The sequence below is a fragment of the Streptomyces sp. CB02414 genome, assembly GCF_001905385.1.
Taxonomy (GTDB): domain Bacteria; phylum Actinomycetota; class Actinomycetes; order Streptomycetales; family Streptomycetaceae; genus Streptomyces.
Map to the genome: position 1 here is coordinate 1256373 of NZ_LIPF01000001.1, position 23099 is coordinate 1279471.

The 23099-nt window shown below is 72.7% G+C and carries 17 protein-coding genes; 15 read left to right on the top strand and 2 right to left on the bottom strand.

Going from position 1 to position 23099, the window contains the following annotated elements:
* Positions 1-124 precede the first annotated feature (124 nt).
* Complete coding sequence (locus AMK11_RS37915) at positions 125-1156, top strand: hypothetical protein (protein WP_073723671.1); 1032 nt, start codon at positions 125-127, stop codon at positions 1154-1156.
* 49 nt (positions 1157-1205) lie between these two features.
* Here the strand turns inward: AMK11_RS37915 and AMK11_RS05710 are convergent, their stop codons facing one another.
* Positions 1206-2357 carry a uroporphyrinogen-III synthase gene (locus AMK11_RS05710; RefSeq protein WP_073723673.1) on the bottom strand — a complete coding sequence of 384 codons (1152 nt, stop codon included), beginning with the start codon at positions 2355-2357 and terminating at the stop codon, positions 1206-1208.
* Between the two features lie 104 nt (positions 2358-2461).
* Positions 2462-3823 carry a nitrate/nitrite transporter gene (locus tag AMK11_RS05715; RefSeq protein WP_073723675.1) on the bottom strand — a complete coding sequence of 454 codons (1362 nt, stop codon included), beginning with the start codon at positions 3821-3823 and terminating at the stop codon, positions 2462-2464.
* A 225-nt stretch (positions 3824-4048) separates the two neighbouring features.
* Here AMK11_RS05715 and fabG point away from each other — a divergent pair, with 225 nt between their 5' ends.
* The 14 genes from fabG (at position 4049) to AMK11_RS05785 (ending at position 22935) form a co-directional block, all read left to right on the top strand.
* Positions 4049-4816 (top strand): 3-oxoacyl-[acyl-carrier-protein] reductase, encoded by a 768-nt coding sequence (fabG, locus tag AMK11_RS05720; RefSeq protein ID WP_241846894.1) that lies wholly within the window; start codon positions 4049-4051, stop codon positions 4814-4816.
* Complete coding sequence (locus tag AMK11_RS05725) at positions 4813-5580, top strand: thioesterase II family protein (protein WP_073723679.1); 768 nt, start codon at positions 4813-4815, stop codon at positions 5578-5580. Before fabG ends, AMK11_RS05725 begins: the two co-directional genes overlap by 4 nt.
* A 52-nt stretch (positions 5581-5632) precedes the next feature.
* Positions 5633-6568, top strand: a complete 936-nt coding sequence (locus tag AMK11_RS05730; protein ID WP_073723681.1) for a TauD/TfdA family dioxygenase — start codon at positions 5633-5635, stop codon at positions 6566-6568.
* Positions 6569-6633: 65 nt separating this feature from the next.
* A complete protein-coding gene (locus AMK11_RS05735) occupies positions 6634-7608 on the top strand; it encodes a TauD/TfdA family dioxygenase (protein ID WP_079187228.1) in 975 nt (324 codons plus the stop codon).
* 78 nt (positions 7609-7686) lie between these two features.
* Complete coding sequence (locus AMK11_RS05740; protein WP_073723683.1) at positions 7687-8643, top strand: beta-ketoacyl-ACP synthase III; 957 nt, start codon at positions 7687-7689, stop codon at positions 8641-8643.
* A gap of 65 nt (positions 8644-8708) precedes the next feature.
* Entirely contained in the window at positions 8709-8957 is a 249-nt protein-coding gene (locus AMK11_RS05745) for an acyl carrier protein (RefSeq protein ID WP_073723685.1), read from the top strand.
* A gap of 3 nt (positions 8958-8960) precedes the next feature.
* Entirely contained in the window at positions 8961-10358 is a 1398-nt protein-coding gene (locus tag AMK11_RS05750; protein ID WP_073723687.1) for a condensation domain-containing protein, read from the top strand.
* Positions 10355-11368, top strand: coding sequence for a 2,3-diaminopropionate biosynthesis protein SbnA (gene sbnA / locus AMK11_RS05755; RefSeq protein ID WP_073723688.1), 1014 nt, complete (start codon positions 10355-10357; stop codon positions 11366-11368). The genes AMK11_RS05750 and sbnA overlap by 4 nt, the downstream gene beginning before the upstream one ends.
* Complete coding sequence (gene sbnB, locus AMK11_RS05760; RefSeq protein ID WP_073723690.1) at positions 11362-12384, top strand: 2,3-diaminopropionate biosynthesis protein SbnB; 1023 nt, start codon at positions 11362-11364, stop codon at positions 12382-12384. Before sbnA ends, sbnB begins: the two co-directional genes overlap by 7 nt.
* An 87-nt stretch (positions 12385-12471) precedes the next feature.
* Complete coding sequence (locus tag AMK11_RS05765) at positions 12472-17340, top strand: non-ribosomal peptide synthetase (protein WP_073723692.1); 4869 nt, start codon at positions 12472-12474, stop codon at positions 17338-17340.
* Positions 17341-17362: 22 nt separating this feature from the next.
* Positions 17363-18280 (top strand): ornithine carbamoyltransferase, encoded by a 918-nt coding sequence (locus AMK11_RS05770; protein WP_073723694.1) that lies wholly within the window; start codon positions 17363-17365, stop codon positions 18278-18280.
* Positions 18277-19677, top strand: coding sequence for an MFS transporter (locus AMK11_RS05775; RefSeq protein ID WP_158070967.1), 1401 nt, complete (start codon positions 18277-18279; stop codon positions 19675-19677). Before AMK11_RS05770 ends, AMK11_RS05775 begins: the two co-directional genes overlap by 4 nt.
* Positions 19670-20449: an ABC transporter ATP-binding protein gene (locus AMK11_RS05780; protein ID WP_073723698.1), complete on the top strand. Its 780-nt coding sequence runs from the start codon at positions 19670-19672 to the stop codon at positions 20447-20449. The genes AMK11_RS05775 and AMK11_RS05780 overlap by 8 nt, the downstream gene beginning before the upstream one ends.
* Positions 20446-22935: an ABC transporter permease gene (locus AMK11_RS05785; protein ID WP_073723700.1), complete on the top strand. Its 2490-nt coding sequence runs from the start codon at positions 20446-20448 to the stop codon at positions 22933-22935. Before AMK11_RS05780 ends, AMK11_RS05785 begins: the two co-directional genes overlap by 4 nt.
* Positions 22936-23099: the final 164 nt, after the last annotated feature.

The following is a 23099-nucleotide window of genomic DNA, read 5'->3' on the forward strand; positions in this document are numbered from 1 at the left end:
GACTCGGCCCCCGGGTCCGTGACTTGTACGGTGAGGCCGGCGCCCGGGGCGGCCCTGGCCGGGCCGCCTCTCGAAGGCCTCGGCGCTCCCCCACGCTCACCGTTCCCGAGGAGGAACCCCCCACATGTCCCGCCTCACCGGCCGGTCTACACGCCTGCGCCGTCTGACCACGTTCGCCCTCGGCCTGACCGGCGCTCTCGTCCTCACCGCCTGCGGCGGCGCCGTGGACAAGGACACCGACGACGCACCCGCCGGGAAGACGGACGCCGCCCGGCAGGGCCTCCTCACGGAGCAGGCGGCCGGGGAAGTCGTCGACGAGTACGAGCGGGTGAACAACCGCGCGAACGCGAAGCGCGACGAGAAGCTCCTGGGCACGGTGGAGACCGGACAGGTCCACGAGCAGTCCAAGGCCGACTACAAGCAGTGGGAGACCTGGTCGGAGGAGGACCGGAAGAGCTACGCGTCGGCCTTCCGCTACACGGACCGCGAGTACCTGATCCCGGCCGCCGACAGCGGGGTGACCTGGTTCGCCGTCAAGGCCCGGTCCAGCGCCGACCAGGACCAGGAAGAAGTGCTGCTGGTCTTCGACAGGGCCGGCGGCTCGTACAAGATGACCATGACGGTCTACGCCGACGAGGGTCCCCTCCCCGAGATCGCCGTCGACGAGCAGGGTCTCGTCACACCCGCCGACCCGTCGGCGAAGGTCGGCACACTCGCCCCCGCCCAGCTCGGCGAGCACTACGAGGACTTCTTCGAGACGGGCGGCAAGGAGAAGGCCACGAAGACCTTCGCGGCGACCGGGACGTCGAAGGACGCGGTCGAGGTCCACGAGGAGGGCCCCGACGACGACGTGGAGCGGTACGCGACCGAGAAGTACTTCGCCGCGGACCCGGCACACCCGAAGGTGTACGCGCTCCGGCTCGCCGACGGGAAGACGCTGGCCCTCTTCCCGACGGCCCACACCAGTGAACTGATGCTCAAGCCGCGGTACATGAGCGGCTTCGACATCACGCCCACCGAGGAGCAGTCCCTCTACGACGCCGCGAAGCGGGACGTGGTCACCGATGAGTTCCAGGGCCAGGCACTCGGCGTGCTGGACCCGAAGGGCAAGCCCCGCGTGATCGCCGCCGAGTACCGCCTGGTCGACTCCCGCTGACCGGCGTGCGCCCGGGACATCTCCCCCGGGCGGTGACGTGCGCGCCGGCTCACCCGTCCGCGTACTTGGCGTCGGTCGCCGGGTCCAGGGCGAGGCGGTAGCCGCGCTTCACCACGGTCTGGATCAGCTTGGGGGCGCCGAGGGACGTGCGCAGGCGGGCCATCGCCGTCTCGACGGCGTGTTCGTCGCGGCCGGTGCCCGGCAGGGCGCGCAGGAGTTCCGCGCGGGGGACGACCCAGCCGGGCCGGCGGGACAGGGCCCGCAGGAGGGACATCCCGGCGGGCGGCACGGTCCTCAACTCGTCGTCGACGAGCACCGCGTGGCCCCGGATCTCCAGCCGGTGCCCGGCGACCGGCAGCGCGCGGGCGCGGGCCGGCAGTTCCTGGCAGAGGAGTTGGACGAGGGGGCCGAGGCGGAAGCGTTCGGGCTGGGCCGTGTCGACGCCGTGCGCTTGGAGGGGCACGGCCGTCACCGGGCCGACGCAGGCCGGCAGCACGTCGTGGGCGAGCGCGGCGAGCAGGGCGGGCAGCAGCCCCCGCTCCTCGGCGCGGGTCAGGAACGACGCGGCGGCCGGCGCGCTGGTGAAGGTCACGGCGTCCACGCCCCGGGAGAGGGCGGCGTCCAGCAGCCGGTCCACGGGGCCGAGGTCCTCCGGGGGCAGCCACCGGTAGACGGGCACGCCCACCACCTCGGCGCCGCCCGCCCGCAGCGCCTCCACGAACCCGGGCAGCGGCTCGCCGTGCAGCTGTACGGCGATCCGGCGGCCGTCGACGCCCTGCTCCAGGAGCCGGTCCAGCACTTCGGCCATGGACTCGGAGGCCGGTGACCACTCCTCCGTCAGGCCCGCCGCCCGGACCGCGCCCTTGACCTTGGGACCGCGCGCGAGCAGCTCCACCGCGCTCAGCCGCTCCAGCAGCGCGTCACCGAGCCCCCACCCGTCGGCGGCCTCCACCCAGCCCCGGAAGCCGATGGCGGTGGTGGCCACGACGACGTCCGGGGACCGGTCGACGATCTGCTTGGTCGCGGCCAGCAGTTCGCTGTCGTCGGCCAGCGGCACGATCCGGAGCGCCGGTGCGTGCAGGACGGCGGCGCCGCGCCGCTGGAGCAGCGCGCCCAGTTCGTCGGCCCGGCGGGCGGCGGTCACGCCCACGGTGAAGCCGGCGAGGGGGCCGTGCTCGGGTCGCTGCTGTTCGTCGTCCATCACTCTCGTCCCGATCGTCCCGGTCGTCGTACTGCCTGCACGGCGACCGAGCCTGTCAACGGTGCGTGACGGGCTCGGTTCCGCCGCATGTCACCAGTGTTACGTCATACCTCGGCGTAGCTGAGCCGGCTCTTCGTCCCGGCCGTGTCCGCCGGGCCCTCCGGTGTCCGTGCGGCGGGGCGGCGGAGGTACACCGCCCATGTGACGGCGAAGCAGACGGCGTAACAGGCGAGGAAGGCGACGAAGGCGCCGGTGCCCGAGCCGACCGAGAGGAAGGACTGCCGGAAGGCGAGGTTGATGGCGACTCCGCCGAGCGCGCCGACCGCGCCGATCAGCCCCATGGAGGCGCCGGACAGCCGCCGCCCGTACGCCACGGCCTCCTCGCCCGTCAGCCCCTTGGCGAGCGCCTGGTTCTGGAAGATCCCCGGGATCATCTTGAACGTCGACCCGTTGCCGAGCCCGCTGAGCGCGAACAGCACCACGAACACGGGGACGAACAGCGCGAGCGACTTCGCCATGCCGGCCACGACGAGTACGGCGGTGGCGGCGGCCATGGCGACGAAGTTCCACAGCGTGATCCGCGCACCGCCGTACCGGTCGGCGAGCCTGCCGCCCAGCGGGCGGATCAGGGAACCGAGCAGCGGGCCGATGAAGGTGAGGTAGGCGGCCTGGAGCGGGGTCCGCCCGAACTGGGTCGTCAGCACCTGCCCGAAGGCGAAGCTGTAGCCGATGAACGAACCGAACGTGCCGATGTACAGCAGCGCCATGATCCAGGTGTGCGCCTGCCTGGCGGCGTCCTTGGCGGCCCCGGTGTCGTTCTTCACGGAGGCGAGGTTGTCCATGAAGCAGGCGGCGAGGACGGCGGCCACCAGGATCAGCGGGATGTAGACCCCGAGCAGCACCCGCGGCCCGCCGCCCGCCCCGATGATCGCGAGGGCGGCCAGCTGGATGACCGGCACGCCGATGTTGCCGCCGCCCGCGTTGAGGCCGAGCGCCCAGCCCTTCTTCCTGAGCGGGAAGAAGGCGTTGATGTTGGTCATGGAGGAGGCGAAGTTGCCCCCGCCGATACCGGCCGCCATCCCGACCAGGAGGAAGGTGGAGAAGGAGGTCCCCGGTTCCATGACCACGAAGGCCGCCACGGTCGGCACGAGCAGCAGCCCGGCGGAGACGATCGTCCAGTTCCGCCCGCCGAAGACCGCGACCGCGAAGGTGTACGGCACCCGCACGACCGCGCCCACCAGGGTCACCACGGACGTCAGCAGGAACTTGTCGGCCGGCGTCAGCCCGTACTCCGGGCCCATGAAGAGCACCAGCACCGACCACAGGGTCCAGACCGAGAACCCGATGTGCTCGGAGAGGACGGAGAAGAACAGGTTCCGCCGGGCGACCCGCTCCCCCGTCTCCTTCCAGAAGGTCTCGTCCTCCGGATCCCAGTGCTGGATCCAGCGGCCGCCAGGGACTGTCATGACGCCTCCACGGTGCTCCACGGCTCGATCGCGCCGAAGGTAGGAAGACCGCGTTTCGGGCCGGTGGGGCTGCCGATGACCGGAAGGGAACGTTGCTCTCACCCGGCGCCGGGCCGGGATGAGAGGTCGCCGTCAGCCGCGGGCCGGTGCCGGATGCAGGGTGCCGTATAGGCCAGATATAGCCCGCGAACACACGCTCGATCCATCCGAACGGATGGGGGAAAGATGCCGGAGCTTGGGGAACAGATGCCGGAGCAGTCCGGGCAGATCGCGCTGGTGACCGGAGGATCGCGGGGGATCGGGCGGGCGGTGGCCACCCGGCTCGCGAACGACGGTTTCGACGTCGCGATCTGCTACCGGTCCGACGAGAGCGCGGCCGAGCAGGTCGCCAAGGAGATCCGCGCCGCGGGCCGCCGGGTGCTGACCCGCCGCGTGGACGTCGCCGACCGGGCCGGGGTGCGGGCCTTCGTCGCCGACGTCGAGTCGGGCCTCGGCCCGGTGACGGCCGTCGTGACGTCCGCCGGCATCACCCGCGACCGTCCGCTGGCGCTGATGCAGGACGACGAGTGGGACTCCGTGCTGCGCACCAACCTCGACGGGACCTACAACCTGCTGCGCTCCGTGGTCAGGTCGATGATCCGCCGCCGCGAGGGGACCGTGGTCACGCTGTCCTCGGTGGCCGGCGTGGTCGGCAACGCCGGGCAGACCAACTACTCGGCGTCGAAGGCCGGCATCATCGGCCTCACCCAGGCGCTGGCCAAGGAGTTCGGCCGGTACGGCGTCCGGGCCAACGCGGTCGCCCCGGGATTCATCGACACCGAGATGGTCGCCGGGGTCCCCGAGTCGGTCGCCAAGGACGCCATCGGCCGCATCCCGCTGGCCCGCTTCGGCACCCCCGAGGAGGTCGCCTCCCTCGTCTCCTACCTGGTCTCGCCGCAGGCCGCGTACATCACCGGCCAGGTGGTGCGGATCGACGGCGGCATGGCGCTGTGAGCGGGCCGGAGATCTGGTTCCGCCACTACCGGGGGGCCCTCGCGCCGCGCGTGCGCCTGGTGTGCTTCCCGCACGCCGGGGGCAACGCCCGGCTCTTCCACGGCTGGGCGTCCCGGCTGCCCGCCGACGTCGAACTCCTCGCGGTGCGCTACCCGGGCCGCCAGGAGCGGATGGACGAGCCCTGCGTCGAGACGATGGACGAACTGGCCGGCCGGATCTCCGAGGCGCTCGCCCCGCTGCACGACCTGCCGCTGGTCCTCTTCGGCCACAGCATGGGCGCGGCGGTGGCCTACGAGGTCGCTCTGCGCCTGGAGGACCCGGCGGCCGACGGCGCCGGACCCGCCCTGCTGCTGCTCTCCGGCCGGTCCGCGCCGCACGTCACCAGGCCCACCGCGCTGCACCGGGCGGCGGACGACGTACTGGTGGCCGGGGTGACCCGGCTGGGCACCCTCGGCGGTGACGCCTACGCCGTACCCGAGCTGCGGGAGCTGCTGCTGCCGGTGCTGCGGGCGGACTACCGGCTCATCGAGACGTACGACAGGAAGCGGCCGCCCGTGCTGCGGGCCCCGATGGTGGCGTACCTCGGCGACCGCGACCCGGGGGTCACCCGGCCGGGCGTGGAGGCCTGGTCGGAGCTGACCGGCGGCGGCTTCACCGTGCGTTCCTTCCCCGGCGACCACTTCTACCTCGCGCCCCGGGAGGCGGAGCTGACCGCGGACATCGCGGAGCGGCTGGCCCGTCTCCCGGTGGCCCGGCCGGCCTGAGCCGGCGCCCCCGTACACACCGCACGGACACGACAGTGAGAGGAGAGGTGACATGGCGAGTACCGCGGCCTGGGCACCGACGGAGATCGAAGCGGCCGAGGGCGGCGGCACCGAGGAGCTGCTGCGGCGGGTGGACGCCCTGGAAGGGGGGCTGACCGGTGCGCTGACGCGGGAGAAGGCGCTGGTGTTCCGCGGCTTCGGCATCACGCCCGACACCTTGGACCCGGTGCTGGACCGGCTGCTGCCGAACCGGCTGGCCTACGTGCACGGCAACTCCCCGCGCACCAAGGTCGGGGGCAACGTGTACACCTCGACGGAGTACCCGCAGGAGTACACCATCTCGATGCACAACGAGATGAGCTACGCCCACGCCTGGCCCGCCCGGCTGGCGTTCTTCTGCCAGATCACCCCCGGTTCGGGCGGTGCCACCCCCGTGCTCGACGCGGCACTGTGGCTCCGGTCGCTGGACCCGGAGGTCCAAGACGCCTTCGCGGGCGGGGTGCGCTACGTCCAGAACCTGCACGACGGCTACGGCCTCGGCAAGAGCTGGCAGGACACCTTCGAGACGTCCGACCGGGCCGAGGTGGAGGCGTTCCTGAAGGGCGCGGGCGCCGACTGGACCTGGCGGCGCGACGGCAGCCTGCGCGTCGAGTCGCTGCGCCCCGCCACCACCGTCCACCCGGTGACCGGCACGGAGGTGTGGTTCAACCAGGCCGACCAGTGGCACCCGGCCGGCCTCGGGGACGACACCGCGAAGGAACTCGCGCAGATCCTCTCCGAGGACGAGCTGCCGCAGTCGGTGACGTTCGCCGACGGCAGCCCCATCCCCGCCGAGTACGTGGCGCAGATCCGCGACCGGGGCCTGGACCACGCGGTCGACGTCGACTGGCGCGCCGGCGACCTGCTGCTCATCGACAACCTGCTGCTGGCGCACGGCCGGCGCCCCTACACGGGCGACCGCCGGGTGCTGGTCGCGATGTCCGACTGACCGCCCACGGTCCCCGAACCCGGGCCTCCCGGTCCCGGACTCCGCGACGACCAAGCGAGCTGACCATGACCATCACCCCGGAAGAGACCCCCGCCGGCTGGCTGGGCACCGGAACCGTGCCCGGCCTGTGCCGGCCGGACGCCCCCGGCACCGGCATCCACGCCTACCTCACCGAGCACCGCGCCGAACTGCGCGCCCTCCTCGCCCAGCGCGGGGCGCTGCTGCTGCGCGGCTTCGACGTGGGCGGTGTCGACGGCTTCGACCAGACCGTGCGCGCCTTCTCCGGCACGCCCCCGCTGGCCTACGCCGAACGCTCCTCGCCCCGCTCCACCATCAAGGGACAGGTCTACACGTCGACGGACTACCCGCCGGCGGAGGAGATCTTCCTGCACAACGAGAACTCGTACCAGGCGGTGTGGCCGCGCACGCTGTACTTCTACTGCGTGGAGCCGCCCACCACCCTGGGCGCGACGCCGCTGGCCGACATCCGGCGGGTCCTGGCCGCGGTCGACCCGCAGGTGCGGGCCGAGTTCGAGGCGCGCGGCTGGCAGGTGGTGCGCAACTTCCACACCGGCTTCGGCGTGCCCTGGCAGGAGGCGTTCGCCACGTCCGACCGGGACGCCGTGGTCGCGTACTGCGCCGAGCGGCGCATCGAGGCCGAGTGGCGGCCCGACGGAGGGCTGCGCACCACCGCGGTCCGCCGCGCGGTGCACCGGCACCCGGCGAGCGGCGAGGAGGTGTGGTTCAACCACGCCACCTTCTTCCACACCAGCACGCTGCCCGAAGAGGTCGGCGCGGGACTGCGCGCGATCTTCGACGACGAGGACCTGCCGACCCACACCTTCTACGGCGACGGCGGCGCCATCCCCGACGACGTGCTGGATCACCTGCGCGGCTGCTACCGCGGCGCGTCCGTCCGCTTCGACTGGCAGCGCGACGACGTACTGATCGTCGACAACATGCTCGCCGCGCACGCCCGCGAGCCGTTCACCGGACCCCGGCGGATCGCCGTGGCCATGGCGGAGCCGTCCGACACCTGAGCGGCCGCACGCGGGCACGCACGCCGCGGTCTCCGCGCCGCACAAGTCCGTACACCTGACCCGCAGTTGGGAAGAGAGATGCTCACCACACACGGATCACGCATAGCCTCCCTCGCCGTCTACCGGCCCGCCCGCCTCGTGTCCAACGAGGAACTGTCGCAGCGGACCACCGTCTCCCCGGAGTGGATCGAGAGCCGCACCGGCATCACCACCCGCCACCACGCGGACGAGCAGGAGACCATCGCCGCGATGGCCGCGGCCGCCGGGGAGAAGGCGGTGGTCGAGGCCGACATCGACCCGGCCGAGGTGGACCTCACCATCGTGGCCAGCGCCACCCGCCGCGTCCGCATGCCCGGCGTGGCGCCCGAGGTCGCCAGCCGCATCGGCCTGCCCAACTCCGGTGCCTACGACCTGAACGCGGTCTGCGCCGGCTTCACCTACTCCCTGGCCATGGCCTCCAACGCGGTGCGGCTCGGCGAGGCGCGGCACGCGCTGGTCATCGGCGCCGAGCGGACCAGCGAGTGGATCGACCCGAACGACCCGGACACGTTCGTCATCTTCGGTGACGGCGCCGGCGCGGCCGTGGTGTCCCGCTCCGAGACGGCCGGCATCGGCCCGGCGGTGTGGGGCAGCGACGGGGCGCGGCACGAGGTGCTCGGCATCACGGAGAAGGCCGACGGCCGCGAGTACGTCACCATGAACGGCCCCCTGGTCTACAAGTGGTCGACCGCCACCATGCCGGACGTGGCCCACCGGGCGTGCGCCGCGGCCGGTATCGCCCTGGAGGACATCGCCTGGTTCGTGCCGCACCAGGCCAACAACCGGATCATCCGCACCCTGACGGACAACCTGGGACTGCCGCAGGACCGCGTCGTCAACGACGTCGTCGACACCGGCAACACCTCGGCGGCCAGCGTGCCGCTGGCGCTCAGCCGCCTCAAGGACAGCGGCCGTGCCACTCCCGGCGACAAGGTCCTGCTGCTCGGCTTCGGTGCCGGCCTGACCTACGCCGGCCAGGTCGTCGACCTGCCCTGACGGCGGCCCCGCCGTCCCGCGACCCGCCCTTTCGCAAGCCCACTCCGCACAGAGAAGGAACGACCATGACCAGAGACGAAATCATCGTCGAGATCATCAACCTCACCCTGCGCACCGCCCCGGACCTGGAGGGGAGCGAGGTCACCGCCGACGCCAGCTTCGAGAACCTCGGTCTGGACTCCCTGACCCGCATCGACCTGCTGGCGGCCGTCGAAAAAAACTTCGGTCTGTCGGTGCCCGACGACAAGGTCGGCGACCTGCTGAGGGTCAGTGACGTGGCGGACTTCCTCATGGCGTACAAGGCGGGAGTCTGAGCCATGACCCACACGGACCCCGGGGACGGGACGCTGCCCCTCTCGGTGGGCCAGGAAGGACTGTGGCTGCTGCACAGTCTGGCCCCCGACAGCTCCACCTACCACCTCGCGGGAGGTGTCCGCATGGAGCCGGCGCCCGACCCCGAGATCCTGGCACGGGCCGTCGACGCGGTCACCGAGCGGCACCCCATGCTCCGCTCGGTGTACGCGGACACCGAGCACGGCCCGCGCCGCCGGGTCCTGCCGCCCGGCGAGACCGGCCGCCTCACGGTCCGCGAGGTGCGCGGAGCCGACGACGAGGAGCTGCGCCGGATGGTGGACGCGGAGGTCGCCGCGCCGTTCCACCTGACCGGTGAGGGCCCCTTCCGGGCCGTACTGCTGCGGCGTGCGCAGGATGCCGTGGCCCTCGTCGTCACCCACCACATCGCCACCGACGCCCTGTCCCAGTGGCTGCTCTGGCGCGACCTGCTCGCCGCCTACGCGGAGCTCGCCGAGGGCCGGGAGCCGCGACTGGAGCCGCCGGCCACCGACTTCGACCACTTCGTGGCGGCCGAGCGCACCCTGCTGGACTCCTCGCGCGGCGCCCTCCAAGCCGACTTCTGGCGGGCGCAGTGCGCCGGCTCGCAGGCCGCCGAACTGCCCACCGACCGGCCCCGTCCGGACGTACCGGCGAGCAAGGGCACGAGCCTGGTGCGCAGGCTGCCCGACGCGCTCTCGGAGGGCATCCGGCGCGCCGCGGCCGACCGTGAGGTCTCCCAGTTCGCGGTGGCGCTCGGCGCGCTGCAGGGCCTGGTGAACCGCTGGACGGGCATGCGGGACTTCCTCGTCGCCTGCCCGGCGTCCGTGCGCCGCTCCGCGGCCCGCGAGGTCGTCGGCTACTACGTCAACCCGGTGCTGGTGCGCGCGGAGATCAGCAGGGACGCCACCCTGGGCGAGGTCGTCGACCGTGCCGCGGAGCGGATCCGGCAGGCCACCGCACGCGCCTCCTACCCGTTCCCGCTGGTCGCCCAGGACGCGGGTGACGGCGGGCCGCTGTACCGGATCGCCATGACGATGGTCTCCACCGAGCGCTTCGACGGCGGCATGGAGGCCGCCGCCGCCGGGGTGCCGATGCGGGTGGGCGGCCTCACCGTCACCTATCTGGAGATCCCGCACCTGGAGGGCCAGTGCGACGTGTCGCTGGAGGTCACCCGTGACGCACGGGGCCTCACGATCGCCCTGCGCTACGACACGGCACTGTTCGAACGGGCCACCATGGAGCGGCTGTTCGACCAGTACGTACGGTTCCTCACGGCCGCCGTCGACGACGCGGACCGCCCCCTGGGCCGCATCCGGCTCACCGACGGCGACGACAAGCGGGCCCTGCTCGCCCTCGGCGGCCACCCCGGCGCCGCCTCATGAGCGCTCCCGTGCTCAACGGCATCCTCGACGGCGTCGGCGACACACCGCTGGTGGAGCTCACCGGCCTGCTGCCCCGGCTCGGCTCCCGCGTCTTCGCCAAGCTGGAGGCGTTCAACCCGGGAGGCAGCGTCAAGGACCGGTCCGCGCTCTCCATGCTGCTGGGCCGCATCCGCGGCGGTGAGCTGGTGCCGGGCCGCTCCACGGTGGTGGAGTCCAGCTCCGGCAACCTCGCCATCGGCATGGCGCAGATCTGCCGGTACTTCGGCATCGACTTCATCTGCGTCGTCGACCCGAAGACCACCGAGCAGAACCTGGCGATCCTGCGGGCCTACGGCGTCACCGTCGACCTGGTCACCGAGGTCGACCCCGAGACGCGCGCCTATCTGCCGACGCGCATCAAGCGGGTACGGGAGCTCCTCGCGACCGTCCCCGGCGCCTACTGGCCCAACCAGTACGCCAATCCGCTCAACCCGCTGGCGCACGAGCGGACCATGCGGGAGATCGCCGAGGCCCTGGACGGCCGCGTCGACTACCTCTTCTGCTCCACGGGCACCGGCGGCACCCTCACCGGCTGCGCCCGCTACATCCGCGAACACCGGCTGCCCACCACCCTGGTGGGGGTGGACGCACTGGGCAGCGTGCTGTTCGGCGGGGCGTCCGGGCCGCGGCTGCTGCCCGGGCACGGGGCGGCCGTGCGGCCCGCCCTCTTCGACCCGACGCTGGCCGACGAGGTGGTGCACGTCTCCGACCTGGACTGCGTGGTCGGCTGCCGCACCCTCACCGACCGCGAGGCCATCCTCGCCGGCGGCTCCTCGGGCGCGGTCACCGCCGCGCTCGGCAAGTTCGCGGCCCGCATCCCGGCCGGCCGCAACGTCGTGCTGGTCTTCCCCGACCGGGGCGACCGGTACCTCGACTCGATCTACTCCGACGACTGGGTGCGCGCCCACTTCGGAGAGGTCTCCCATCTGTGGCAGGAACCCGATCTCTACATGGCGGTGGGCGCATGCTGATCATCAAGCACGGGCAAGTGGCCGGGCTCCTGACCGGGCGCGAGAAGGAGATCGTCGACCTCGTCGCCGATGCCTACGAGCGCCACGACGAGGGGCGCACCGTACTGCCGCACTCCGTCTTCCTGCGCTTTCCCGACCGGCCCCGCGATCGCATCATCGGCCTCCCCGGCTATCTCGGCACGGCGGCCGGCGACCCGGCACCGGGCGGTGAGGTCGCCGGCATGAAGTGGATCTCGTCCTTCCCGGGCAACGTCACGAGCGGCCACGAGCGCGCCAGCGCCGCGATCCTGCTGAACTCCCTGGAGACCGGGCACCCCGAGGCCCTGATCGAGGGTTCCCTCATCTCCGCCCGGCGCACCGCCGCCTCCGCCGCGCTCGCCTCCCGGCTCCTGCTCGACGGGCGCCGGCCCACCGGCGTCACCCTCGTCGGCACCGGCGTCATCAACCGCGAGGTGCTGCGCTTCCTCGCGGTCGTCCACCCGCACCTCGACTCGCTCGCCGTGTACGACACGGACCCGGAGCGCGCCGCCCGCTTCACCGCCGACCACGCCCGGCTGCTGCCCGGCGCCCGGGTACGGCACTGCGGCAGCCTCGACGAGGCCCTGGCCGCGCACGACCTGGTGTCCTTCGCGACCACCGCCGCCACCCCGCACACCGGTCTCGACGCCTGCCCGCCCGGCACCGTCGTCCTGCACGTCTCGCTGCGGGACCTGACCGTGCCCGCGATCCTCGGCGCCCACAACGTCGTCGACGATGCCGACCACGTGTGCCGCGAGAAGACCTCACCGCACCTGGCGCAGGAGCACACCGGCGGCCGGGACTTCATCCACGCCTCCATCGGCGCGCTGCTGAAGGGCACCGCCGCACCCGTGCCCCGGGACGGCAGGCCGGTGGTGTTCTCCCCGTTCGGCCTGGGCGTGCTGGACCTGGCGCTGGCCCGCTTCGTCCGCGACGAAGCACGCGCGCGCGGCATCGGCACCTCCGTCGAGGGCTTCCTGCCCGGTCGTACGCCGTAGGGACGCCGTACGCCGTAGGGACGGTCCTGACGGAGGGGCCGTCCCCGCACCGCAGACCCGCACCTGATCAACACCTCTGGAGAAGAGATGTCTGTCCCGCTGCACGAACTGATCTCCCGTCAAGCCGCCCGTACCCCCCACGCCATCGCGGTCGACGACGCTCAGGGGACGATGACGTACGAGCAGCTGGACCGGCACGCGAACCGCGTCGCGCGGCTGCTCGGGGACCGGGGCGTCGCCCCGGAGGATCGGGTCGCGGTCAGTCTCCCCCGCCGGCGGGACCTGCCCGCCGTACTCCTCGGCGTGTGGAAGGCGGGCGCCGCCTACGTCCCGCTGGACGCCGCCCACCCCGCGGAGCGGACCGCGTGGATGGTCGAGGACAGCGGCGCCCGGCTGGTCCTGGCGGCCCGCGGCACGGCGCCGGCGGGGCTGGACGAGAGCGCCGTACTGTTCCTGGACGCCCCGGAGACCGGCCTGGACGGCCGGCCGGACACGGCGCCCGAGGCGCCCGCCGCCGACCCCGCGAACGCCGCCTACCTCACCTACACGTCCGGCTCCACCGGCCGCCCCAAGGGGGTGCTGGTGGAGCACGCCGGCATCGCCAACCGGGTGTCCTGGACGGTGACGCGGCAGGGCCTGGGAGCGGACGACCGGATGGTGATGAAGACGGTCCTCACCTTCGACGCCGCCGCCCTGGAGCTGTTCGCGCCGCTCGTCGCGGGCGGCACCGTGGTGATGGCGCCGCCGGGTGCCGAGTCCGACCCGGCGCTGCTGGTGCGCACCCTCGCCGAGCAGCGGGTCACCGTGCTCCAGGGCGTCCCGTCGGTGCTGCGGCTGCTCACCGGGGAACCCGGCTGGGCCCAGTGCACCGGGCTGCGGATGGTGTTCTCGGCCGGCGAGGCCCTGGACGCCGAGCTGTGCCGCCGCCTGAGCGAACCCACCGGCGCCACGGTGTGGAACACGTACGGGCCCACCGAGTGCTCCGTCGACGTCACCGCCCAGGAGTTCGACCCGGCGCTCCACACGGAGGCCGTGCCCATCGGCCGCCCCCTCGACGGACTGCGCGTCTACGTGCTGGACGAGGAGTTCGACCCCGTGCCCATCGGCGTCGTCGGCGAGGTGTACGCCGCGGGCACCGGCCTCGCCCGCGGCTACGCCGGGCGCCCGGCACAGACCGCGGAGCGCTTCCTGCCCGACCCGCACAGCGGCGACGGCGGCCGCATGTACCGTACCGGCGACCTGGCCCGCTGGCGCTCCGACGGCAGCCTCGCCTACCTGGGCCGCGTCGACCACCAGGTGAAGGTCAACGGCGTCCGCATCGAACCGGCCGAGGTCGAGGCCGCCCTCCACGCCCACCCCGATGTGCGCGGGGCCGTCGTCGGGGCGTACACCACCGCCACGGGCACCCGGCTCGTGGCCCACCTGGTGGCGGGCCGCCGCATCCCGCGCGACGAACTGCGCGGCTTCCTGCGGCGCCGGCTGCCCGAGTCGATGATCCCCGCCCAGTTCGTGCCCATGGACGCCTTCCCGCTGACGGCCAACGGCAAGGTCGACCGGTCCGCCCTGCCCGACCCGGCCGCCCGCGAGAGCGCCGCGCCCGGTGACACGGCCGCGTCGGTGGCGCCCCGCACCCCCGCGGAACGGCTCGTCGCCGACGTGTGGGAGCAGCTTCTCCAGGTGGAGAACGTGGGCGTGCACGACGACTTCTTCGCCCTGGGCGGTTCCTCCCTCGTCCTGACCCGCCTGGCCGTCGCCCTCACCAAGGCGTCCGGCGACGACGTCCAACTGCGCGGCCTGTTCGGCGCGTCCACCGTGGAGGCTCAGGCCCGGCTCATCGAGGAGTCCCGGCCGTCCGTGCCCGAGGTGGTGCCGGTGGACCGCGGCGTGCCGCTGCCCCTCTCCTTCGGCCAGCACCGCCTGTGGTTCCTGGACCGCATGCACCCCGGCAGCCCCGAGTGGGTCGCCCCGCTGTTCCTGCGGCTGCCCGCCGGGACCACCGAGGCCACCGTCCGCACCGTCCTCGACACCCTGGAGCAGCGCCACGAGGCCCTGCGCACCCGCTACGTCCTCCAGGGCGAGGAACCCCGCCAGGTAGTCGTCGACGCACAGCCCGTCGAACTCCGCGTCGAGGACGCCGGCGAGGCGCGGCTGGAACGGCTCTTCGACGAACAGTTCCGCCGCGGTTTCGACCTGACCGAGGGCCCGTTGTGGCGCGCCATGCTGGTGCGGGTCCCGCTCGGCGGCCCCGTCCTGCTCGTCACCGTCCACCACATCGCCAGCGACGGCTGGTCGACGGTCGTACTGGAGCGGGAGATCCGCGAGCTGTGCGCGGCGGCCGCGGAGAACCGCCCGCACGAACTGCCCGCACCGGTCGTGCAGTACGGCGACTACGCGGCCTGGCAGGCGACCCGCTCCGACGACACCGTCCTGGACCGCGAACTCGACTACTGGAAGTCCACCCTGCGCGGCATGCCCGAACTCCAGCTGCGCACGGACCGGCCCCGCCCGGCGAACCGCGACGGACACGGCCAGGGCGTACGGTTCTCCGTGCCCGCCGGTCTCGCGGACGCCCTCAGCGGCATCGGCCGACAGCACGGGGCCACACCGTACGCCGCCCTGCTCGCCGCCTTCTCGGCGCTGCTGTCCCGCTACAGCGGTCAGGACGACTTCGGCGTCGGCAGCCCGGTGACCGGCCGGCTGCGCCCGGAGACCCAGGACACCGTGGGCTTCTTCCTGAACTCCCTCGTGCTGCGCTGCGACCTGACCGGCGACCCGACCTTCGCCGAACTGCTCGCCCGCACCAAGGACACCGTGCTCTCCGGCTTCGCCCACCAGGAACTGCCCTTCGAACGGCTGGTGGACGAGCTCCAGCCGGTCCGTGACCTGTCCCGCACCCCGCTCTACCAGGTGGCCTTCGACCTCCAGGACGAGGGCGCGACCATGGTGGCCGCCGACGGTGTCCTCATGGACGCCTTCCAGGGGGCCTGGCGGGTGGCCAAGACCGACCTCACCCTGTTCGTCTGGCGACACTCCGACGGGTCCCTCACCGGGGCCTTCGAGTACGCGACCTCGCTCTTCGAGCACACGACGGTGGAGCGCATGGCCGACCATTTCGTCCGCCTCCTCCAGGCCGTCGTCGACGCTCCCGGCACCCCGCTCTCCGCGATCGACCTCACCACCGTCCACGAACACCGGCTGCTCCGCCTCTGGAACGACTCCGGGGTGGCGGTTGCGGAGCGTTCCGTGCCGGAGTTGATCGCGGAGCAGATCGAGCGGCGCCCGGACGCGGTGGCCGTCGAGTCGGACGGTGAGGCGGTGTCGTTCGCGGAGCTGGACGCCCGCGCCAACCGCCTCGCACACCGACTGCGTGAGACCGGCGTGGGACCCGAGTCGTCAGTGGCCGTGCTACTGGACCGGTCGGCCGACCTGATCGTGGCACTGCTCGCGGTCTGGCGCGCGGGAGCCGGCTACGTCCCCATGGACCCCGTTCTCCCGGCCGGCCGGATCGCCGGCATGGTCACGGACGCCGGTGTGCGGGTGGCGGTGACGTCCGCCGCGTATGCCGACCGGTTCGAGGTACCGGCGGTGCGGGTCGAGGACGACTACTCGCACCTGCCCCAGTCGGCCCCCGACGTGCCCCTGGACCTGGACTCGGTCGCCTACACCGTGTTCACCTCCGGCTCGACGGGCCGCCCCAAGGGCGTGCAGGTCACCCACCGCAACCTGGTCAACCACATCCACTGGGCCGTACGGGAACTGACCTCGGCCGGCACCGGCGGCGCACCCGTCTTCTCATCCGTCGCCTTCGACCTCGTCGTCCCCAACCTGTGGGCACCCCTCGCCGCCGGACAACGCACCTGGCTCCACCACGGCGAACTCACCGACCTCGGATCGGCCCTGACCAAAACGGGACCCTTCTCCTTCATCAAGCTCACCCCCGGCCACCTCGAAATCCTCTCCAGCCAACTGACAGACGACGAGATCTCCACCCTGGCCGGCAAGGTCGTCGTCGCCGGCGAAGCACTCCCGGGCGCCCTGGTCGAACGCTGGCGCCAGACCCTCGGCGACGGAGCGGTCCTCAACGAATACGGACCCACCGAAGCCACCGTCGGCACCTGCGTCTTCCCGCTCGTGGAGGCGTTCGACGGCGTCGTACCCATCGGCCGCCCCCTGCCCAACATGACGATGCACATCCTGGACGCCCACCTCCGTCCGGTACCGGTGGGCGCGGTCGGTGAGCTGTTCGTGGGCGGCAAGGGTGTGGCCCGCGGCTACGTGGGAGACCCGGCCCGCACCGCGGACAAGTTCGTCCCGGACGTCTACGGCCCGGCGGGCAGCCGGATGTACCGCACCGGAGACCTCGCCCGCTGGCGGCACGACGGAGCCGTCGAATTCCTCGGCCGCATCGACGACCAGGTCAAGATCCGCGGCTACCGCATCGAACTCGGCGAAGTACGCGCCGCACTCGTAGCCCAGCCCGGTGTCACCGACGCGGCAGTCATCGTCTCCGAACAGGACCAACGCCTGATCGCCTACATCGTCGGCGAAACCCCCGACCTGACCGACGCCCTGCCCGAATACATGATCCCGTCCCACTACATACAGCTGGACGCGATCCCGCTGACGGCCAACGGCAAACTCGACCGCCGCGCCCTGCCCGACCCGGACCAGACCGCCACGGACACCTACGTCGCCCCCCGCACCCCCGCCGAAGAACGCATCGCCGCGATCTGGACCGTTCTGCTCGGCAAGAACGCCGGCGTTCACGACGGCTTCTTCGACATCGGCGGGCATTCCATCCTCGCCGTACGCCTGGTCTCGCGGTTGCAGCAGGACTTCGACCTCGACCTGCCGATCCGGGTCGTCTTCGAGCGGCCGACCATCGCGCAGATCGCCGTGGAGATCGAGGACCGCGTCCGGGCCGAGATCGACGCGCAGCTCGCCGAATCCCACTGACCGAAGAGCGAAGGACGTCCGCATGCGTCACCTCATCTCACTGACCGATCTGACCGACGACGATCTGCGCACGCTGGTCGCCCGCGGGGCGGAGTTCGCCGCCGGGGCGGTCGCCGATCCGCTGCGGGGCGAGGTGGTCGGCGTCTACTTCCGGCGCACCTCGACCCGTACCCGTACCGCCTTCACCACGGGGGCGCTGCGGCTCGGCGCGCAGACGGTGACCTTCAGGCCCGGCGACCTCCAGCTGAACACCGGGGAGACCACCGAGGACACCGGCCGGGTGCTCTCCGGCATGCTGGACATGCTGGTGGCCAGGACGTCGGACGCGACGGCGGAACTGCGCTCCTGGGCCGCGGCCGGGCCGATGTCGGTGGTGAACGCGATGACCGCGGAGGAGCACCCGACGCAGGGGCTCACCGATCTCACCACCCTGCACTGTCACTTCGGCCGCGTCGAGGGCCTGCGGGTGCTGTACGTGGGCGAGGGCAACAACAGTGCCGCCGCGCTGGCGCTGGCCCTGACCCGCTTCCCGGGCACCGAACTGGAGCTGCGCACCCCGCCCGGGTACGGCCTGGCGGCGGACGTCCTGGCCACCGCCGGCGAGCAGGCGGCGCGCAGCGGGGCGAAAGTGTCCGAGCAGCACGACATGGCGGCCCTGCCCACCGGGTTCGACGTCGTGTACACCACCCGCTGGCAGACCACCGGCACCAGCAAGCCGGACGCGGACTGGCGCACCGTGTTCGCCCCGTTCCAGGTGTCCGGGGCGCTGTGGGAGACCAGCCCGGACGCGGTGTTCCTCCACGACCTGCCCGCGCACCGGGGCGAGGAGGTCACCGCGGAGGTGCTGGACGGCCCGGCCAGCCTGGCGTTCGCCCAGGCCACGCACAAGCTGCACAGCGCCATGGCGGTCCTCGAATGGTGCCGGGCCGTCCGTTCATGAGACGAAAGCGCGGAGGCCGCCCCGGCGGAGGGGGCAGGCACAAGCTGCCGTCGCTGCGCAGCTACCGGGACTTCCGGCTGCTGTGGACCGGCTCGGCGATGTCGGTGATGGCGGAGCGCTGCTCCGGGATGGCCTTCACGCTGCTGGTGCTCTGGCACACCAGGTCGGAGAGCGCCGCAGGCATCGTCGGGTTCGCGGGGCTCCTGCCGGCGCTGCTCGTGCAGCTGCCGGCCGGCGTCCTGGTGGACCGGCTGAACCGGCGGCGCGTCATGATGGTGTGCGTCGTGGTGCGGATGGTCGCGGTGGCGACGGTCGCCGTCTCCCTGCTGGGGGACACGGTGTGGGTGTGGCACATCGCCCTCGTGGCGTTCGTGCAGAGCAGCATGACCGTCTTCTACCAGCTGTCGGAACGGGCCATGGTGCGCAACGTGGTGCCCTCGCGGCAGCTGGGCGCGGCGATGGCCACCAACGAGGCCCGCTCCCGCGGCGTCAACTTCGTCGGGCACCCCACGAGCGGGGCGATGTTCGGTCTGTCGGCGTGGGTGCCGTTCCTGACCAGCGTGGCGCTCTACGTGGGTTCGCTGGTCACGCTGGTGAAGCTGCGGGGCGAGCGGCAGCCGCCCCGCCGGCCGGGTACCGGGCGCAAGATGCGTGCCGAGGTCGCGGCCGGACTCAAGTGGGTGTGGGGGCGGGCCTACTTCAGGACCGCGCTGCTGATCATCTCGGTCAGCAACCTGGTGTTCCAGGGGCTGATCCTGACGGTGGCCGTGGTGATCAGGGAGGACGGCGGGGCCGCCGGCACCATCGGGTTGATCATGGCGGCGGGCGGCATGGGCGGGCTGTGCGGGGCGCTGTCCGGCGGCTGGCTGAACCGGCGGCTGGCCATGCGGCAGATCATGGTCCTCGCGCACACCGCGTGGGCCGTGGTGATGCCCACAGCGGTGTTTTTCCGGCAAGCACCGGCACTTGGCGCATTGTTCTTCATAACGTCGTTTATAGGAGCCACTGTTACGGTCTCCGGCATGTCTTACCAGGTGCGCATCACCCCCAACGACATGCAGGGGCGGGTAGGCAGTGTCGTCATGCTCCTGGTGTCCGGGGCGAGTTCGCTCGGCGCGCTCGGTACGGGGTACCTGCTGGAGGCGGTCGGCAGCCGCCACACCGTCGTGGTGCTGTCGGCGGTGATGGCGGTGCTGGCCCTGGTGGCCGCCGTCGTGTTCAGCAGGGCCGGCGCGGCCCTCGAGGACCGCGCGGACAGCATGGAACCACTCGACGCGGGCCACTCCCCGTCGGAGCCGGCGGCGCTGCCGGCCCCGGACGCGCCCGCGCCGGCCTCCGTCCCGGACGGGACGGAGGCCGATCCCCTCAACCACGAAGCGCGGAGAACCGATGGATGACGCAGTGCGGCTGGAGTCGCTCACCAAGACCTACGGGTCCGGCGACAGTGCCGTGAGCGCCTTGCGCGACACCAGCCTGTCCTTCTCCCGGGGCAGCTTCACCGCGATCATGGGGCCCTCGGGGTCCGGCAAGTCCACCTTGCTCCAGTGCGCGGCCGGGCTCGACCGGCCCACCTCGGGCCGGGTGTTCATCGACGGCCAGGACACCTCGGGACTGAACGAGACCCGGCTCACCGAACTCCGCCGCGCCTCCACCGGGTTCATCTTCCAGTCCTTCAACCTGCTGCCCTCGCTGACGGCCGAGCAGAACGTGGCGCTGCCGATGCGGCTGGCGGGGCGCAGGCCCCCGCGCGGCGCGGTCCGGCAGGCGCTCGCCCAGGTCGGTCTGGAGAAGAAGGCCGGCAGCCGGCCCAGCCAGCTGTCCGGCGGGCAGCAGCAGCGGGTGGCCATCGCGCGCGCCCTGGTGGCCCGCCCCGCCGTGCTCTTCGCGGACGAGCCGACCGGGGCCCTCGACCTGTCCACGGGACGTGAACTCCTCGACACGCTGCGCGCGCTGACGGGTCCGGGCGGCGGCGCGCCAGGCGTCCCCGGCGGCCCCGGCACCGCGCAACCGGTGACGACCACCATCGTGATGGTCACCCACGACCCGAACGTCGCCGCCTACGCGGACCGCGTGCTGTTCCTCGCCGACGGCGGTCTCGTCGGAGAACTGCTCCAGCCGACCGCCGAGGACGTGGCCGCGCGCATGACGCACCTGGGGGTGTCGTCGTGATCCGGGTGGCCTTCCAGACCCTGCGGGCGCGCTGGGTCTCCTTCCTCGGCACGGTGGTCGCCCTGGTCCTCGGCGTGGCGCAGGTCGCGGCCATGGGGCTGCTGGTGACGACGGCGTTCGACCTGCCCGACCGTCCGGTGGAGCGCTTCGCCGGCGCCGGCACCGTCGTACGCCCGCAGTCGGACGGCTGGGACCCGGCCCACCACGACCTGGGCGTCCGCTCCCCCGAGGCGGCCCGCGGCCTGAGCACCGAACTGCGCGACCGCGTCGCCGCGACCGGCGAGACCGTGGTCGACCGCGCCTTCTACGCACAACTGCGCGGCGGCCCCGAGGACCAGGTCGGACACCCCTGGCCGGTGGCCCGCTTCGGCGGCTACCGCCTCACCGACGGTGCCGCGCCGACGTCGGACGGGCAGGTCGTGGTCCCCTCCGACCAGGCCCGCACCGGCGACGAGGTGACCGTACTGACGGCGTCCACCGTGCGGACGTACACCGTCAGCGGCACCGTCGACCCCGTCGGCTACGAGGACGCCGTCTTCTTCTCCGAGGCGGAGGCCGCGCGGCTCTCCCCGCGGATCGACTCCCTGGTCGCGCTCGGCCCCGCGGACGCGATCCGGGACGCCGTCGGCGAGCGGGCCGACGTCCTCACCGGCCAGGACCGGCACAAGGCCGACGCCAGCGAGGCCGAGGACCGCGAGACCCTGGACAACACGATCACGCTGGTGCCGGTGATGGCGAGCGTCGCCGGGACCACCGCCGTCTTCGTGGTCGCGTCCACCTTCGCCTTCGCGGTCGTCCAGCGCCGCAGGGAGGTCGCCCTGCTCCGCGCGGTCGGCGCCACCCCCAAGCAGGTGCGGAAGATGGTCCGCAACGAAGCTCTCCTGATCGGCGGCCTCGCCGCCGCGGCGGGCACGGCCCTCGGCCTGTTCGGGGCGCAGCTCCTCGCCGACATGCTGATCTCCATGGGCGTGTCGCCGGACTGGTTCACCGTCACCCCGTCCTTGCACTGGACCGTGCTCGCGCCGCTCGCCGCCGCCTTCCTGGTGGGGCTGCTGGTGTCGGTCGGCGGTGCGGCCGCGGCGGCCCGCCGGGCCGGCTCCGTCCAGCCCGTCGAAGCGCTGCGGGAGGCCGCCGTCGACGACACGGGCGTCACCCCCGGCCGCGCCCTGCTCGGTGCCGTGGCCCTGCTCGGCGGCGTCGGCTGGACCGCCTGGATCGCCACCGGCTCCCCGGTGACGGTGCTCTCGCCCACGGTGTACGTCGTCTCGCTGATGGTGCCGGTACTGGCGGCGGCCGTCCTCGCCCCGATGGCCGTCGGTCCACTGGCCCGGCTGCTGATGTGGCCGTGGCGGCGCGCGAACGGCCCCACGGCGATGCTGGTCCGGCAGAGCGTGCTGACCGCCCGCCGCCGGACCGCGGCGACGGCCGCGCCGGTGCTGCTCACCGTCGGCCTCGCGTTCTCCCTGCTCGCCGCCACCGACTCGCTGGGCGCGGCCCGGGACAGCGGCCTGCAGAACCGGATCGTCTCCGACTACGCCCTCGCCCCCGACGACACCCCCGGCATCAGCACCGAGGTGGTCGACCGGGTCGCCGAGGTGCCCGGCGTGAAGATCGCCGCGCCGCTGCTCACCACGGTCTACTGGAAGGACGAGGACCGCTACGACGAGAACGACGGCCTGGTCGTCGACCCCGAGGCGCTGAGGCGGACCATGGACCTCAAGGTCGTCGAGGGCTCACTCGACGACCTCGACGAGAACAGCATGGCCGTCGCCGACCTGTGGCACATGGACGTCGGCTCCACCCAGACCGTGCTGATGGCCGACGGCAGCACCCAGAAGCTGAAGGTGGCCGCCGTGTACGAGGCGCTGCGCGGCGAGGACGTGGCCTACCTGCCTCCACGGTTCGCCGACACCGCGCTGTACGCACGCGACGGCCTGGCCCGCCGCGCGTACATCACGCTGGACGAGGGCACCGACCGGGCGGCCGCGACCGCCGCCATCCGCGAGGCGGTCGAGGGCAGCGGCGCGACCTTCATGTCCCGGGACGAACTGGTCGCCTCCGAGGCGGCCTACGCCCGGCACCTGAACGAGGTCCGGCAGCGCTCCACCGCGGTGATCATCATGATGTTCTGCTTCATCGCCATCCTCAACACGCTGCTGATGGCCACCGCGGACCGCCGGCGCGACCTGGCGGTCCTGCGGACCGCGGGCGCCACGCCGAGGCAGGTGCTGCGGTTCTTCGTCGCCGAGTCCCTTCTCGTGTCGGCGATCGGTGTGGTGCTGGCGCTGGCCGCGACCGCCGTCAACCTGGCCGGCCTCTGGGGAGCCCTGCTCCAGCTCTTCGGCACCACCCCGATAGTCGTTCCGTACGCGGTCGTCACGGGCGTCGCGGTGGTCTCCACCCTGCTGGCGCTCCTCGGCACCGTCCTGCCGGTCGGTGCGGCGCTGCGGGCCCGCGCGGTGCAGCTGATCGGAGCCCGCGAGTAGGCCACCCGGCACGTCCCGGCACACACCGCACCACCCCGGACCACACGGCCCGGTCCCGAACCCCCGTCGGGACCGGGCCGTGTGCTGTCTTCGCCGCGGCTCGGGCCGTTCCGCCCGCCGGGACAAAAGAGAGCCGATAAGAGCCCCGGTATAGGTCGGCGTCG